Annotated in this window: 12 protein-coding genes and 1 pseudogene; 3 read left to right on the top strand and 10 right to left on the bottom strand. The window is 66.2% G+C overall.

The window, feature by feature from the left end:
- Nucleotides 1–12: 12 nt before the first annotated feature.
- The 5 genes and pseudogenes from rodA to CSC70_RS00375 form a co-directional block, all read right to left on the bottom strand.
- Nucleotides 13–1,149 (bottom strand): rod shape-determining protein RodA, encoded by a 1,137-nt coding sequence (gene rodA, locus CSC70_RS00355; RefSeq protein WP_162454655.1) that lies wholly within the window; start codon nucleotides 1,147–1,149, stop codon nucleotides 13–15.
- 113 nt (nucleotides 1,150–1,262) lie between these two features.
- Nucleotides 1,263–3,083: pseudogene (gene mrdA, locus CSC70_RS00360) on the bottom strand (penicillin-binding protein 2); the annotation flags it as partial.
- A 1-nt stretch (nucleotide 3,084) separates the two neighbouring features.
- On the bottom strand, nucleotides 3,085–3,564 hold the full coding sequence (gene mreD, locus CSC70_RS00365) for a rod shape-determining protein MreD (RefSeq protein WP_162454657.1): 480 nt from the start codon (nucleotides 3,562–3,564) through the stop codon (nucleotides 3,085–3,087).
- On the bottom strand, nucleotides 3,561–4,451 hold the full coding sequence (gene mreC, locus CSC70_RS00370) for a rod shape-determining protein MreC (protein ID WP_425501492.1): 891 nt from the start codon (nucleotides 4,449–4,451) through the stop codon (nucleotides 3,561–3,563). Before mreC ends, mreD begins: the two co-directional genes overlap by 4 nt.
- Before the next feature lie 173 nt (nucleotides 4,452–4,624).
- The gene (locus CSC70_RS00375) at nucleotides 4,625–5,671 is read right to left on the bottom strand and encodes a rod shape-determining protein (RefSeq protein WP_162454659.1); all 1,047 of its coding nucleotides are present in this window, start codon (nucleotides 5,669–5,671) and stop codon (nucleotides 4,625–4,627) included.
- A gap of 245 nt (nucleotides 5,672–5,916) precedes the next feature.
- Between CSC70_RS00375 and CSC70_RS00380 the strand changes: the two genes are divergently transcribed.
- Entirely contained in the window at nucleotides 5,917–6,849 is a 933-nt protein-coding gene (locus tag CSC70_RS00380; RefSeq protein WP_162454660.1) for a carbohydrate kinase family protein, read from the top strand.
- A 6-nt stretch (nucleotides 6,850–6,855) separates the two neighbouring features.
- Here CSC70_RS00380 and CSC70_RS00385 read toward each other — a convergent pair whose 3' ends face one another.
- From CSC70_RS00385 to ubiE, 3 genes are all read right to left on the bottom strand, one after another.
- Complete coding sequence (locus CSC70_RS00385) at nucleotides 6,856–7,581, bottom strand: hypothetical protein (RefSeq protein ID WP_162454661.1); 726 nt, start codon at nucleotides 7,579–7,581, stop codon at nucleotides 6,856–6,858.
- A 67-nt stretch (nucleotides 7,582–7,648) separates the two neighbouring features.
- Nucleotides 7,649–9,571, bottom strand: coding sequence for a M1 family metallopeptidase (locus tag CSC70_RS00390; protein ID WP_162454662.1), 1,923 nt, complete (start codon nucleotides 9,569–9,571; stop codon nucleotides 7,649–7,651).
- A 67-nt stretch (nucleotides 9,572–9,638) separates the two neighbouring features.
- Nucleotides 9,639–10,400, bottom strand: a complete 762-nt coding sequence (gene ubiE / locus CSC70_RS00395; RefSeq protein WP_162454663.1) for a bifunctional demethylmenaquinone methyltransferase/2-methoxy-6-polyprenyl-1,4-benzoquinol methylase UbiE — start codon at nucleotides 10,398–10,400, stop codon at nucleotides 9,639–9,641.
- Nucleotides 10,401–10,459: 59 nt separating this feature from the next.
- Between ubiE and CSC70_RS00400 the strand changes: the two genes are divergently transcribed.
- Nucleotides 10,460–10,915, top strand: coding sequence for a nucleoside deaminase (locus tag CSC70_RS00400; RefSeq protein WP_162454664.1), 456 nt, complete (start codon nucleotides 10,460–10,462; stop codon nucleotides 10,913–10,915).
- 185 nt (nucleotides 10,916–11,100) lie between these two features.
- Nucleotides 11,101–12,705 (top strand): inorganic phosphate transporter, encoded by a 1,605-nt coding sequence (locus CSC70_RS00405; RefSeq protein WP_162454665.1) that lies wholly within the window; start codon nucleotides 11,101–11,103, stop codon nucleotides 12,703–12,705.
- 57 nt (nucleotides 12,706–12,762) lie between these two features.
- Here the strand turns inward: CSC70_RS00405 and hslU are convergent, their stop codons facing one another.
- On the bottom strand, nucleotides 12,763–14,139 hold the full coding sequence (gene hslU, locus CSC70_RS00410; RefSeq protein ID WP_162454666.1) for an ATP-dependent protease ATPase subunit HslU: 1,377 nt from the start codon (nucleotides 14,137–14,139) through the stop codon (nucleotides 12,763–12,765).
- A 132-nt stretch (nucleotides 14,140–14,271) separates the two neighbouring features.
- Complete coding sequence (gene hslV / locus CSC70_RS00415; RefSeq protein ID WP_162454667.1) at nucleotides 14,272–14,823, bottom strand: ATP-dependent protease subunit HslV; 552 nt, start codon at nucleotides 14,821–14,823, stop codon at nucleotides 14,272–14,274.
- Between the last annotated feature and the right edge of the window lie 5 nt (nucleotides 14,824–14,828).

Consider the following 14,828-nt stretch of genomic DNA (forward strand, 5'->3'; position numbering starts at 1 on the left):
CGTGCATTGGGCTCAGTAGCCGTGCACCGGCCGATGCGCCTTGACCGACATCACCAGTCCCAGCCCGGCCAGCAGCGACACCGCCGAGGTACCACCGTAGCTGAGCAGCGGCATTGGCACGCCGACCACAGGCAGCAGGCCGGAGATCATGCCGCCGTTGACGATCACGTAGACGAACATCGCCAGGCCCAGGGTCCCGGCCAGCAACCGCGAATAGGTGTCGCGCGCTTCGATCGCGATCCACAGGCAGCGGCCGACCACGAACATGTACAGCGCCAGCACCAGCGCCACCCCGATCCAGCCGAACTCCTCGGCCAGCACCGCAAAGGCGAAGTCGGTGGTGTGCTCGGGCAGGAAGTCCAGGTGCACCTGGCTGCCCTGCCCCCAGCCCTTGCCGGTCCAGCCGCCGCCGCCGATGGCGATCTTGGACTGGATGATGTTCCAGCCGGCGCCGAGCGGATCGTTTTCCGGGTCGCGGAAGGTCAGGATACGGTTCTGCTGGTACGGACGCAGGAACGAGAACCACGAGATCGGCGCGAACATCGCCAGCCCGCCGGCGGTGGCCGCGCCGACCCCGGCCGCCGCGAACCACCACCACGACAACCCGGCCAGGTACAGCGCGAACACGCCGCTGGCCGCCACCAGCATCGCGGTGCCGAAATCCGGTTGCAGCAGCACCAGCCCGGTCGGCACCCCGATCAGCAGCACCGAACCGATCACGGTGCGCAACCGCGGCGGCAGCGGTTCGCGGTTCAGGTACCACGCCAGCATCATCGGCAGGGTCAGCTTCAGCAGCTCCGAGGGCTGGAAATAGAACACCTTCAGGTTGATCCAGTGATGGCCGTGCTTGCCGGTGCCGATGAACAGCACCAGCACCAGCGGCAGCAGCGAGGCCAGGAACACCCACGGCGTCCACGCCCGCAGGCGGTTCGGCGGCACTCGCGACAATGCCCAGATCGCGCCCAGCCCGATTGCGAAACGCGCGCCCTGCGCCAGCACCAGGTGGCTGCCCTGGCTGACGCCGCCGGCGCTGTACAACACGGCCAGGCCGATGACCATCAGCGCGCCCAGACCCAGCAGCAGCGGCCAGTCCAGCGTCCGCGTCAGGTACCGCAGCAGGTCGAACAGCCAGCGCAGCAGATCCTTCATGGCGACACCTGTTCCGCTGTTTCGCCAACCGCCGGTGGCGCGGCCTGCGCATCCTCGGGCGAAGCGGCCTCGACCGGTTCCGCGATTTCACCGGCCGCATCCGGCGGCGCGGTCTTCGGCAGCAACCAGGCGTCGAACACCTTGCGCGCGATCGGCGCGGCGGCGGCGGCGCCGTAGCCGCCACCTTCCACCGCCACCGCCACCGCGATGGTCGGGTTCTCCGCCGGGGCATAGCCGATGTACAACGAACGGTGACGCTTCCACAGCGGCAAGGTCCGGGGATCGACCGCGCGCTCGCTGCGATTGACCACCTGCGCGGTGCCGGTCTTGCCGGCCGAGCGATAACCGGCGTCGCGGAAGATGCGGGCCGACGTGCCGATCGTCGTGGTCAGTTCCATGCCTTCCTGCACCACCTTCAGGTGGTCGGGACGGTCGGTGATCGGCGACGGCACCGGTTGCGGCAAGGCCTGCCAAGGCGCATCGAATCCGTTGCGCTGCTCGACCACCAGGTGCGGGCGCATCAACTGGCCACTTGCGATCGCCGCGGTACTGCGCACCAGTTGCAGCGGGGTCACCTTCCACAGGCCCTGGCCGATGGAAACATTGACCGTGTCACCCGGATACCAGCGCTCGCCGGTCAGCCTCCTCTTCTCGTCCGGCGACGGCAGGATGCCGGCGATCTCGCCGGTCAGATCGATCCCGGTCGGCTGGCCGAAGCCGTACTTGCCCAGGAATTCGTCGTAGCGCCGGATACCCATATCCAGCACCAGTTGGTAGTAATAGGTGTTGACCGACTCGTAGATCGACTTGCGCGCGTCGGTCCAGCCGTGGACACCATCAAGCCAGCCGCGCCCCTTCATGCCCGGCAGGCGGAATACGCCGGTGGACAGCACCCTGTCCTCGGGCGTGCGTGCGCCGCTGTCCAGCCCGGCCAGCGCGGTGATCGGCTTGATCGTCGAGCCCGGCGCCACCCCGCCCAGTACCAGCCGGTTGAACTGCGGGCGCGAGGGGTTTTCGTTCAGCGCCTTGAAATCGGCGTGCGAGATGCCGTTGACGAACAGGTTGGGGTCGTAGCTGGGCAGGCTGACCATGGCCAGGATTTCGCCGTTGCGCGGATCGATCGCCACCGCCGAGCCTTCCAGCTCGCCGAAGGCCTCGACCATGGCCTTCTGCAATTCGGCGTCCACGCCCAGGCGCAGGTCGGTGCCGGGCTCCGCCGGTATCTGGCCGATCTTGCGCAGCGCACGCCCTTCTACGTTGGTCTCGATCTTCTCGTAACCGACCTTGCCGCGCAGCGCGCTTTCGTAATAGCGCTCCAGCCCGGTCTTGCCGACATGGGTCAATGCGGCATTGATTTCATCAAGATTTTCCAGGTCCTTCTCGTCGATCCGGCCGACGTAGCCGACGATGTGCGCGAACAGCTCGCCGTAGGGATAGCGCCGGGTCTGGTACGGCACCACCTCGACCCCGGGAAAGCGCCAGCGATCCACCGCCAGCCGCGCGATCTCGTCCTCGTCCAGTTTCGCTTTCAGGGTGATCGCGCGGAAGCCGCGGGTGACCTTGCGAGTTGCCTCGAAGCGCTCGACGTCTTCCGGCCGCAGTTCGATGACCTTGCCGAGCGCCTCGACCAGCCGTTCCGGGTCGCCGGCCCGTTCCGGCAACACGTCCAGCCGGAACGCCGGCACGTTCTCGGCCAGCAGTCGACCTTCGCGATCGAAAATGCTGCCGCGACCCGGCACCACCGGCTGTGGGCGGATGCGGTTGTCCTCGGAACGGGTGACGTATTCTTCGTGATCGAGCACCTGCAGCTTGAAGTACCAGGCGCCCAGGGCCAGCAGGGCCAGCGCCACCACACCGGCGCCGAGCACCGCGCGACGGCGGAACTGTTCGGCTTCCGCGTGCGGGTTCTTGTTCGGCCGGCGCGAAAAGCCCATGTCAGCCGCGACGCCCCTGGCGCAGCGCGTCCATCAGCACGAACAGCGGTGGCCACAACAGCATGCCCAGCAGCGGCGCCCACCAGTATTCCCACGGCAGCACCGGCTCGCCCAGCACGCGGTGCACGACGGTGCCGATGATGCGGTCGTTCAGCAGCAGGGCACCGATCACCAGCGCCTGCTGCGACAGCGGGAAGAAACGCATCCGCGCGCGGAAGCGCTGCAGGATGAAGGCCATGATGGTCAGCCGCAGCGCCTGTTCGCCCAGCAGGCTGCCGAACATCAGGTCGGCGACGATGCCGATGCAGAACGCGAAGCCCAGGCCGGCGGTCTCCGGCGCCTCGATCACCCAGTACGCCACCACCAGCGCCAGCCAGTACGGCCGCAACGGCTGCAACACCGCCGGCAACGGCAACAGGGCCAGCAGCAGGGCCAGCAGCAGGCTGACCGGCAGCAGCCAGCGATTGCGCGGACGGCTCACGGCGCCAGTTCCTGCGGCGGATCGGAGGCCGGTGGCGCGGCCGGATCGGTTGTCGGCGTGGCCGAATCGTCGTCGGCAGCCGGCTCGGTCGGCACCGGCAAGCGCGCGCCCGGCTTCAGCAGCAGCACGTCGCGGCCGCGATCCAGCTGCGCGGCGGGGCGAATCTGCCCGATCAGGAAGGTGCGGCTGTCGTCGGAACGCAGGTCGGTGATGGTGCCGACCGGGAAGCCGGGCGGGAAGCGCCCCCCCAGGCCCGACGTGACCAGCACGTCACCTTCCTTGACGTCGGTGTTGGCCGGGATGTTCAGCAGTTCCAGCTGGTCGCTGCGGCCGCTGCCATAGGCCACCAGTCGCACCCCGTTGCGGCCGACCATCACCGGCACCGCATGGTCGGGGTCGGTCAGCAGCAGCACCACCGAATGCATCGGCGTGGTTTCGATGATCTGCCCCATCAGTCCGCCGGCATCGATCACCGCCTGGCCCTGTTGCACGCCGGCGCCGCTACCGGCATCCAGCACCAGCCGCTGCCGGGTCGGGTCCAGATCGATGTTGAGCACCGAGGCCAGCTGCACGTCCAGTCCCCGGCTTTCGGCCGCGCCGAGCAGGGCGCGCAGCTGGGCGTTGTCGGCCACTGCGGTCTGCAGCCGGGTCAGGCGCGCGTTGGCGATCAGCAATTCATTGCGGAGTTCGCGGTTCTCGTCGATCAGGCGCGAACGCGTGGCCGCGTCGTCCTGCATCCGCGTACCCAGCCGCCCCGGCAGACCGGCCAGCCACCACAGCGGTTGGGTGGCCGCATCGGCGTGGGAGCGCACCTGGGCCAGCCAGCCGCCGCGATGATCCATGAACAGCAGGACCATCGATAGGGCCAGATAGGCCAGCAGCTTCAACGTTCCGGCAGCTTCGCCCGGGCGTGTTGCGATGGGGGGACCGGGGTAGGAAGGCACGGGGCTAGCAGCGAGTGAAGAGCAACGAGAAGTGAGGGGCGGGGAGTGAAGAGCGAGCAAGAGCCGGGAAGCCGCTTCCTCTCATTTCTCGCTCCTCTCCACTCGTTCCTGCTTCATTATTCCGGCGCGAAGAACTCGTTGCCGTGCATGTCCACCAGTTCCAGCGCGCGGCCGCCGCCGCGGGCCACGCAGGTCAGCGGATCGTCGGCCACCTGCACGTGCAGGCCGGTTTCCTCGGAGATCAGCCGGTCCAGGTCGCGCAGCAGGGCGCCGCCGCCGGTCAGCACGATGCCGCGCTCGGCCACGTCGGCGCACAGCTCGGGGGGGGTCTGCTCCAGCGCCAGCTTGACCGCGCTGACGATGCCCGACAGCGGCTCGTGCAGGGCTTCCAGCACCTCGTTGGAGTTGATCTTGATCATTTTCGGCACGCCCTCGGCCAGGTTGCGCCCGGAGATTTCCATCTCCTGCACTTCCTGCTGCGGATAGGCGCAGCCGATCTCCAGCTTGATCCGCTCGGCGGTCGCCTCGCCGATCAGCATGCCGTGGTTGCGGCGCACGTAGTTGATGATGGATTCGTCGAAGCGGTCGCCGCCGACCCGCACCGACTGCGAGTAGACGATGCCCGACAGCGAGATCACCGCCACCTCGGTGGTGCCGCCGCCGATGTCGATGACCATCGAGCCGCGCGCCTCGCTGACCGGCATGCCGGCGCCGATCGCCGCGGCCATCGGCTCTTCGACCAGGTACACGTCGCGGGCACCGGCCTCCTCGGCCGATTCCTTGATCGCGCGGCGCTCGACCTGGGTGCTGCCGGCCGGCACGCAGACCAGCACCCGCGGGCTGGGGCGCAGGAAGCGCGACTTGTGCACCTTCTTGATGAAGTACTTCAGCATCGCCTCGGTGTAGGTGAAATCGGCGATCACGCCGTCCTTCATCGGCCGGATCGTGGTGATGTTGCCGGGAGTGCGGCCGAGCATCTGCTTGGCCTCGGCGCCGACTGCGGCCACCGTGCGGGTGCCGCCGATCGCCCGGTCCTGGCGCACCGCGACCACCGAAGGTTCGTTCAGGACGATGCCCTGGCCGCGGACGTAGATGAGGGTGTTGGCCGTGCCCAGGTCGATGGACAGGTCGTTGGAAAACATGCCGCGGAATTTCTTGAACATCGGGGAAAGGTGTCCTGCGAATCGGGGAGTGACCGGAAACCGGCGGTTTTCCGGGCAAAAACGGGGAAGTTAGCCTAGCAACCCGCCTGTGCGCGGGCAAGGAAAATCCATGTGAAGACGGCCTGCCCCGCCGCCGCCCGGGGCCGGCTGCGACGACCGCGGGCTGGCCGCAGCCGGGGGCAGCCGGTACCCTTGTCCGCCGAGCCGGTCGAACACCGCCGGACCCACCCCCTCGAGGCCACCCGATGTCCGCACTGATCTGTGGTTCCCTTGCCTACGACACCATCATGGTGTTCCCGGACCAGTTCAAGAACCACATCCTGCCGGACAAGGTCCACATCCTGAACGTCTCGTTCCTGGTGCCGCGGATGCGCCGCGAGTTCGGCGGCTGCGCCGGCAACATCGCCTACAACCTGAAGCTGCTCGGCGGCGATCCGGTGCCGATGGCCACCGTCGGCCAGGACTTCGGCCCGTACCGGCAGTGGTTCGAGGAACAGGAAATCGAACTGGGCCAGGTCAAGGTACTCGACGACCTGTTCACCCCGCAGGCCTTCATCACCACCGACCACGACAACAACCAGATCACCGCCTTCCATCCGGGGGCGATGATGCGCAGCTACGAGAACCATGTGCGCAACGTACCGGACGTCGATTTCGGCATCGTCAGCCCGGACGGCCGCGAAGGCATGCTGCAGAACTCGCGCGAGTTCGCCGAGGCCGGCATTCCCTTCATCTTCGACCCCGGTCAGGCCATGCCGCTGTTCAACGGCGAGGAACTGCGCGCCTTCATCGAGCAGGCCGACTACGTGACCGTCAACGACTACGAATCCAACCTGCTGCAGGAGCGTACCGGCTGGTCGGAAAAGGACATCGTGCAGCGGGTCAGGGCCTATATCACCACCCAGGGGCCGCGCGGCGCGCTGATCCATACCCCGGAGAAGACCTACGACATCCCGCCGGCGCACGAGCGCCGGGTCACCGATCCCACCGGCTGCGGCGACGCCTTCCGCGCCGGACTGATCTTCGGCATCCAGAAGGGTTTCGACTGGGTCACCATCGGCCGCATCGGCAACCTGATGGGCGCGCTGAAAGTCGAGCACCCCGGCACCCAGAACCAGCGTTTCGACTACGACGAGTTCAACGAACAGTTCAAGCAGCAGTTCGGTTATTCGTTGTAATCCGCATCAATCCCAGCCCGGCATGTGGGTCGGGTTCAGGCCGCCGGTTTCGAACACCACCTCGCGCGCGCCGACGTCGCGGGTCTGGAACTCGATGGCCAGCGCCTTGTTGTTGCGCGCGAGCTTCCACAGCGCCTTCTCGTCGTCGATGAACATGGCGATGGCCTCGTCGGTATCCGGGCGGTTGGCGCTCATCCTGCGCGACTTGCCGTCGTCGGTGGTGACGGTAACGGTACAGCGTCGATAGCAAGCCTTGGCGAAGTCGCCCGCCTGCAGCACCAGATAGCTGCTGCGCTTCCACTTGGGGTGGTCGCGGAACACCAGCTGCACCGTGCGCGGGCCGCTGCCGTCGACATCGACGGTTTCCTGGCTGTAGATCAGCGCCGAGCGCTGGATGCCGCCGCCATCGGCGACCTGCGAGTAATTCCACAGCGAGGACAACCGGTCCTGCTCGCGCTGGGCCTCGGCCTTGCCCTTCACCTCGTCGAAGCTCTGCTGGATCTCGGTGGCGGCCTGCGTGTCCGGGTACTGCGCCAGCAGCGCGGCGCCGTGGATACGCGCCATCTCCCACTTCTGCGCGACCCGAGCATCTTCGTACTGTTTCGCCAACTCGGCCGCGGCCTGTTCCTTCTGCGCCGCGGCCGCCTCCGCCGCTGCGCGCAGGTCGGCTTCGCTGGGGCCGCAGGCGGCCAACACGGAAGCCAAGGCAAGGATGACGAGTTGTCGTTTCATCGTGTCCATTCTCCCGGGATGAGTCGGCTCCGCCCCGTACAAGGCGAGGCCGAGATCACGCAGCAGCCTATTGGCCGACTTCGGCCTTGATCAGCAACGCCTTGACCGAAGCGGTGGTGATCGGGTGGTAGCCCGGCTCGGCCTTGGCGAAGGCGTCCTTGGCGAAGGCCAGGCCTTCCGGCGTCTTCACCAGTTCCTCGTAGATCGGCATGATCAGCTTGCGCCGGCCGACCCGCTCGATGAACTCGCCGGCCGCCGGCCGCGCTTCGGCATAGCCGCTGCGGAGGGTCAGCGGATACCAGCGCATGGCGATTTCGCCGTTGCCGGTGCCGGTGAAGTGGTAGGCCTCGTCCAGCTGGGCGAGCCGTTCCGGTTTGACCTGCTGGCCCAGGCCTTCGATGAAGTGCACCCACTGCTGGGTCACCCAGGCATCGGTCACTTCCTTCGCCGGCAGGCTACCGCTGCCGAGCCAGGCGATGCGCGCGGTGTCGACGATGGCGAAGCCGCGCGACTGCGCCTTGATCGCCGACTGCGGCACGCCGGGCTGGTTCAGCCAGGCATCCAGCTCGGCGTCGGTCACCGCGTGCGGGCTCTTCGGCAGCAGGTTCTTCTTCAGGTAGGCGACGAACTGGTCCGTATCGACGCTCTGGAAGGCATGGTCGTCGAACCAGCCGCGCAGGAACGGATCGAATACCTCGCGACCGAAACGCTGCTCCAGGAACTGCAGGAACCACGCGCCCTTGTTGTACGGAACGCCGCTCAGCGCTTCGTCCGGATCGCGGCCGGTCAGCGGCGACAGCGCCAGCACCTGATCGGCCGGTGCCAGGTCGGCGATTTCCGCCATCAGGTCGATCTGGTCGATCTGGCGCTCCATCTCGGCCATTTCCTGCCCGTACAACGCCTCGGTGATGCGGCTCTGTACATAGGTGGTGAAACCTTCGTTGAGCCAGATGTCCTTCCAGCTCGAATTGGTCACCAGATTGCCCGACCAGCTGTGCGCCAGTTCGTGCGCGACCAGCGACACCAGCGACTTGTCGCCGACGATCACGGTCGGGGTGGCGAAGGTCAGGGTCGGATTCTCCATGCCGCCGAACGGAAACGACGGCGGCAGCACCAGGATGTCGTAACGGCCCCAGCGGTACGGGCCGTACAGCGCCTCGGCCGCCTGGATCATCTTCTCGGTGTCCTCGAACTCGCTGGCCGCCTTGCCGGCCATCGCCGGCTCGGCCCAGACGCCGCTGCGCGGGCCGGTCGGCTTGAACACCAGATCGCCGGCAGCGATCGCCAGCAGGTAGGACGGGATCGGGTGTTCCATGCGGAAGCTGTAATCGCCGTCGCGAACCGCGTCGGGGGCGCTGTTGGCTGCCATCAGCACCATCACATCGGGACGGCTGGTGACATGCGCGCTGTAGGTGAAGCGCACTCCGGGCGTGTCCTGCAACGGCACCCAACTGCGGGCGTGGATGGCCTGCGACTGGCTGAACATGAAGGGCAATTGCTTGCCCTCGGTCATCGACGGCTCCAGCCATTGCAGGCCGGACGCCTGCGGCGAGGTGCGGTAGCTGATCCGCACCTTGGCGTTGCGTTGCGGGGTTTCCACGGTCAACTTGCTGCCGTAGATCGGGTCGGCATCGGCCAGCGCGAACTGCAGCGGCGCCCAGTTGCCCTCGGCATCGGCGCCTTCCACCTGCGCGACATCCAGCGCGCGCGTATCCAGCACCAGTTGGGTCGCAGCCTGATCCTTCCAGTCCAGCGTGTAGGTGGCGGTGCCCTGGATCTGCCTGGCATCGAAGTCCAGCGAAAGTTCCAGCGCCAGGTCGGTGATCGCGACCTTGCCCGGTTCGGCGTAGGAGTTCTCGTCGTGGCCGCGCTCGACCTTGGCGACGGCCGGCTCGGCGGGAGCGGGACTGGCCTCGGGGGCCGGCGCTTGCTTGGAACAACCCGCCGCCAGTACGGCGGCGCAGGACATCAGCAGGAAAACGGAGCGCATTCTGGGGAATCCGGACAGGGGAAAACCCTATCAGTTTAGCGCCTTTTCACCCCCTCCCCGAAGCGTCTCAGACCTTGTAGCCGGTATGCACGGCCACGATGCCGCCCGACAGGTTGCGATAACCGGCGCGCCCGAACCCGGCCTCGACCATCATCGCCTTCAGCGCATCCTGCGGCGGGTGCTTGCGGATGCTCTCGGCTAGGTACTGGTAGCTGTCGGCATCGCCGGCGAACAGCGTGCCCAGCCGCGGCAGTACCTTGAACGAGTGGAAGTCGTAGATCGGCTTGAACCACTCGGCCTGCACTTCCGAGAATTCCAGCACCCTCGCTTGCCCGCCCACCTTCAGCACGCGGTGCATCTCGCGCAGCGCGGCACCCTTGTCGGTGACGTTGCGCAGGCCGAAGGCGATGGTGACCAAGTCGAAACTGGCGTCGGGGAACGGCAGCGTCTCGGCATTGCACTGCACGTAATCCAGCCCGGACACCAGACCGCGGTCGGTCATCCGGTCGCGTCCCACCGACAGCATGCCGGCGTTGATGTCGCCCAGCACGATCTCGCCGGTATCGCCCACCCGATCCTTCAGCAGCGCGGCGATGTCGCCGGTGCCTCCTGCCAGATCCAGCACGCGGTCGCCCGGCTTGACCTGACAGGTAGCGACGAAATAGCGCTTCCAGACCCGATGGATGCCCAGGCTCATCAGGTCGTTCATCAGGTCGTACTTGCCGGCCACCGAAGTGAACACCTCACCGACCAGTTTCTGCTTGTCGCGCGCGGCGACGTCGCGGAAACCGAAATGGGTGGTGCCGGACTCGTAGGGGGATTCGCTCATCCGCGCATTATGGCATCGGCGGCGCTAGGATGAGCTTCCGCCCGCTTCGCGATTCCGCCATGCCCGACACGCCCGATTACCGCGCCATGCTGGCCACCGCCGTCGCCGAAGCCCGCCGGGGTCTGGCCGAGGGCGGCATTCCGATCGGCGCGGCGCTGTATCACGGCGACGGCCACCTGCTCGGCTGCGGCCACAACCGTCGCGTGCAGGAAGGCGATCCGTCGGTGCACGGCGAAACCGACGCCTTCCGCAAGGCGGGACGCCAGCGCAGTTACCGCGACACCATCATGGTCACCACTCTGGCGCCGTGCTGGTACTGCAGCGGACTGGTCCGCCAGTTCAATATCGGCACCGTGGTGGTCGGCGAATCGGCCAACTTCCGCGGCGGCATCGACTGGCTGCGCGAGAACGGCATCAATGTCGTCGAGCTGGACGACCCGGAATGCATCGAGATGCTGGGCGACTGGATCGCCGCCAACCCCGAGGTCTGGAACGAGGATATCGGCGAGGACTGATCAACGATTTTCGTGACATGGCATTGCTTGGTAGCCGCCTGCCGGGCGACGCGAACCATCGCAGCGTAATGCTGAATCCTGTCAGATTCTGTCACACATTCGTCATCTCCGGGCAATAGGGTCTGCCATCGGCGCATGAATGCATCGGCGCCCGTCATCACCCCCGGGGAATTGAGGAAAACTCCATGAGTTCGACAGCACCGACCTCCGATCCAGCGCAGGCCGCCAACGGCGGCATCTCCAAGCTCAGCGTGTTCTTTGCCGCCCTGCTGGTCGTCGTCGGCGCCTATTTCCTGTACTGGGCCAACATCTACACCAACAGCAATAACCTGATCCTGCTGGTGCTGGCTTCGTTGTTCGGCATCTTCATGGCCTTCAACATCGGCGGCAACGATGTCGCCAACTCGTTCGGCACCAGCGTCGGCGCGGGCACGCTGACCATCAAGCAAGCGCTGGTCATCGCCGCAGTGTTCGAAGTCAGCGGCGCGGTGATCGCCGGCGGCGAAGTCACCGGCACCATCCGCGGCGGCATTGTCGATCTGGGCGGAATTGAGGTCCATCCGATGGACTTCATCCACATCATGATGTCGGCGCTGGTGGCGGCGGCGTTGTGGCTGCTGTTCGCCACCAAGAAGGGATATCCGGTCTCGACCACGCACTCCATCGTGGGTGCCATCGTCGGCAGTTCGATTACCCTCGGCTTCCTGATGAACGGCGCCGATACCGCGCTCTCGCTGGTGCAGTGGGGCGAGATCGGCAAGATCGCGATGTCGTGGGTGGTGTCGCCACTGCTGGGCGGCGTCGTTGCCTACATACTGTTCTCGCAGATCAAGAAGCACATCCTCGACTACAACGACCAGGCCGAATCCCAGCTCACCGCCATTCGCGAGGAAAAACACACCTACGCACGCGATTACAAGGATGCCTTCGATCGCCTGTCCGATGTGCAGAAGATCGCCTATACGCATGCACTGGCACGCGACATGACGATGATGACGGACAACGATTTCCGTCCCGACGAGATCGAATCCGACTACTACCGCGGCCTGCATGCGATCGACCGCAAGCGCGACGAGATCCAGGCGCATCGGGCGCTGGAAAACTGGGTGCCGCTGGTCGCTGCAATCGGCTCGATGATCATCGGCGCAATGCTGCTGTTCAAGGGCCTGAAGCACATCGACCTAGGCCTGACCACGCTGCACAACTACCTGATCATGGGCATGACCGGCGCAGCGGTGTGGATGGCCACCTTCATCTTCGCCAAGACGCTGAAGAGTGCTTCGCTGGGGCGCGCCACCTTCCTGATGTTCAGCTGGATGCAGGTGTTCACCGCCGCCGGTTTCGCCTTCAGCCACGGCTCCAACGACATCGCCAACGCGATCGGTCCGTTCGCGGCCATCCTCGACGTGCTGCGTACCGGCCAGATCGATGCCAAGGTGCCGGTGCCGACCCTGACCATGGTGACCTTCGGTGTTGCCCTGATCGTCGGCCTGTGGTTCATCGGCAAGGAAGTCATCCGCACGGTCGGCACCAATCTGACCGAGATGCATCCGGCCTCGGGCTTCTCTGCCGAGCTGGCGGCGGCCAGCGTGGTGATGCTGGCCTCGACCTTCGGCCTGCCGGTATCCAGCACGCATATCCTGATCGGCGCAGTACTGGGTATCGGCGTGGTCAACCGGCAGAACAACTGGGATCTGATGAAGCCGATCGGCCTGGCCTGGGTCATCACCCTGCCCGCCGCCGCGATCCTCAGTTCGATCGCCTTCCTGATCCTGCGCTGGGCCTTCTGACCGGCACCAGGCAACACGCGGCGTGCGCCCGCCGACTCCTGCGTCGGCGGGCGAATTTCAGAGGATATAGCGGCTCAGGTCCGGGTCCTGCACCAGTTCGTTCAGGTGCGCATCGACGTAGGCGCGGTCGATCCGCAGCGCCTCGCCGTCGCGATCCGGCGCCTCGTAACTCAGCGTGTCCAGCAGCCGCTCCAGCACCGTATGCAGGCGACGTGCGCCGATGTTTTCCTGCCGCTCGTTGACCTGATAGGCGATCTCGGCCAGACGCTCGACCGCATCGTCGCTGAACTGCAGCGACACGCCCTCGGTCTTCAGCAGCTCGACATATTGCGTGGTCAGCGCCGCCTTCGGCTCGGTCAGGATGCGCACGAAATCGTCCTTGCTCAGCGCCGACAGCTCGACCCGGATCGGGAAGCGGCCCTGCAACTCCGGAATCAGGTCGCTGGGCTTGGCCAGGTGGAAGGCGCCGGAGGCGATGAACAGGATGTGGTCGGTCTTGACCGTGCCGTACTTGGTGGAAACGTTGCTGCCCTCGACCAGCGGCAGCAGGTCGCGCTGCACGCCTTCGCGGCTGACGTCGCCGCCGCCCACGTTGTCTCCGCGCTTGGCCACCTTGTCGATCTCGTCGATGAAGACGATGCCGTGCTGTTCGCAGGACTCGATCGCCGCGGCGCGGATGTCGTCTTCGTTGACCAGCTTGCCGGCCTCTTCCTCGATCAGCTGCGGCCGCGCGGCGCGGATGGTCAGGCTGCGCTTGTTCGACTTGGCTCCACCCAGATTGGAGAACATCTGCCGCAACTGCTGGCCCATCTCCTCCATCCCTGGCGGGGTCATGATGTCGACGCCGACGTTGACGGAGAATTCCAGTTCGATCTCGCGATCGTCCAGCTCGCCGGCGCGCAGTTGCTTGCGCAGCTTGCGCCGGGTTTCCGATTCCTGCGACGACGGCTCGGCGCCGATATCGACCGTGGTGGTGGCACCGAAACCGAAGCCCTGCGCTTCGCGTCGCGGTAGCAGGGCGTCAAGGATACGGCCCTCGGCACGTTCCTCGGCCTGCGTGCGCAACCGGGTCTTGGCCTGCTCGCGATGCATCTTCACCGCGGTATCGACCAGGTCGCGGACGATCTGCTCGACATCCTTGCCGACGTAGCCGACCTCGGTGAAGCGGGTCGCCTCGACCTTGACGAACGGCGCATTGGCCAGGGTCGCCAGCCGACGCGCGATCTCGGTCTTGCCAACGCCGGTCGGGCCGATCATCAGGATATTCTTCGGCATGACCTCGTTGCGCAGATCGTCGGGAAGCTGCATACGCCGCCAACGGTTGCGCAGCGCAATCGCCACCGCGCGCTTGGCCGAGTGCTGGCCGACGATGTGGCGGTCGAGTTCCTGCACGATCTCGCGCGGGGTCATGGTCGGACTGGAGTTATCGGTCATGGCGTTTTCAGGCTTGTTGGACACAGCCCTTCTCCCGCAAGCGGAAGAAGGTGCCGAAGGCGGATAAGGGGACTTGCGCAACAACGTCTCCTCTCTCTGCCATCTCCCGCAAGGGGAGGAGTGAATGAGTAATCAGAGTTCCTCGACGACAACGTTGCGATTGGTGTAGATGCAGATGTCGCCGGCGATGTTGAGCGCTTCGGTGGCGATGGTGCGGGCGTCGAGTTCGGTATGCGCGAGCAACGCGCGTGCGGCCGACAACGCATAGGAACCGCCGGAACCGATGGCGATGATGCCGTCTTCCGGTTCGATCACGTCGCCGGTGCCGCCGATGATCAGCGAGGTTTCCCTGTCGGCGACCGCCAGCAACGCCTCCAGCTTGCCGAGACGGCGTTCGGTGCGCCAGTCCTTGGCCAGTTCCACTGCGGCCCGGGTCAGCTGGCCGTGCTTCTCCAGCTTGGCCTCGAACAACTCGAACAGGGTGAAGGCGTCGGCCGCCGCGCCGGCAAACCCGGCCAGCACCTGGCCGTCCTTGCCCAGCCGCCGCACCTTGCGCGCATTGCCCTTCATCACCGTATGGCCCAGCGTCACCTGGCCATCGCCGGCCACGGCGACCTTGCCGTTGCGGCGCACCGACAGGATGGTCGTGGCGTGGAACACGTTGGGGTTCTGGCTGGGGTCCATGTCGC

Source organism: Pseudoxanthomonas kalamensis DSM 18571 (assembly GCF_010211745.1).
GTDB classification, from domain to species: Bacteria; Pseudomonadota; Gammaproteobacteria; order Xanthomonadales; family Xanthomonadaceae; genus Pseudoxanthomonas_A; species Pseudoxanthomonas_A kalamensis.

Excerpts from the sequence above, each read along its gene's own strand:
- rodA (WP_162454655.1), bottom strand. The coding sequence starts at position 1,149 with ATGAAGGATCTGCTGCGCTGGCTGTTCGACCTGCTGCGGTACCTGACG.
- CSC70_RS00375 (WP_162454659.1), bottom strand. The coding sequence starts at position 5,671 with ATGTTCAAGAAATTCCGCGGCATGTTTTCCAACGACCTGTCCATCGAC.
- CSC70_RS00380 (WP_162454660.1), top strand. The coding sequence starts at position 5,917 with ATGTCCGCACTGATCTGTGGTTCCCTTGCCTACGACACCATCATGGTG.
- CSC70_RS00385 (WP_162454661.1), bottom strand. The coding sequence starts at position 7,581 with ATGAAACGACAACTCGTCATCCTTGCCTTGGCTTCCGTGTTGGCCGCC.
- CSC70_RS00390 (WP_162454662.1), bottom strand. The coding sequence starts at position 9,571 with ATGCGCTCCGTTTTCCTGCTGATGTCCTGCGCCGCCGTACTGGCGGCG.
- ubiE (WP_162454663.1), bottom strand. The coding sequence starts at position 10,400 with ATGAGCGAATCCCCCTACGAGTCCGGCACCACCCATTTCGGTTTCCGC.
- CSC70_RS00400 (WP_162454664.1), top strand. The coding sequence starts at position 10,460 with ATGCCCGACACGCCCGATTACCGCGCCATGCTGGCCACCGCCGTCGCC.
- CSC70_RS00405 (WP_162454665.1), top strand. The coding sequence starts at position 11,101 with ATGAGTTCGACAGCACCGACCTCCGATCCAGCGCAGGCCGCCAACGGC.
- hslU (WP_162454666.1), bottom strand. The coding sequence starts at position 14,139 with ATGACCGATAACTCCAGTCCGACCATGACCCCGCGCGAGATCGTGCAG.
- hslV (WP_162454667.1), bottom strand. The coding sequence starts at position 14,823 with ATGGACCCCAGCCAGAACCCCAACGTGTTCCACGCCACGACCATCCTG.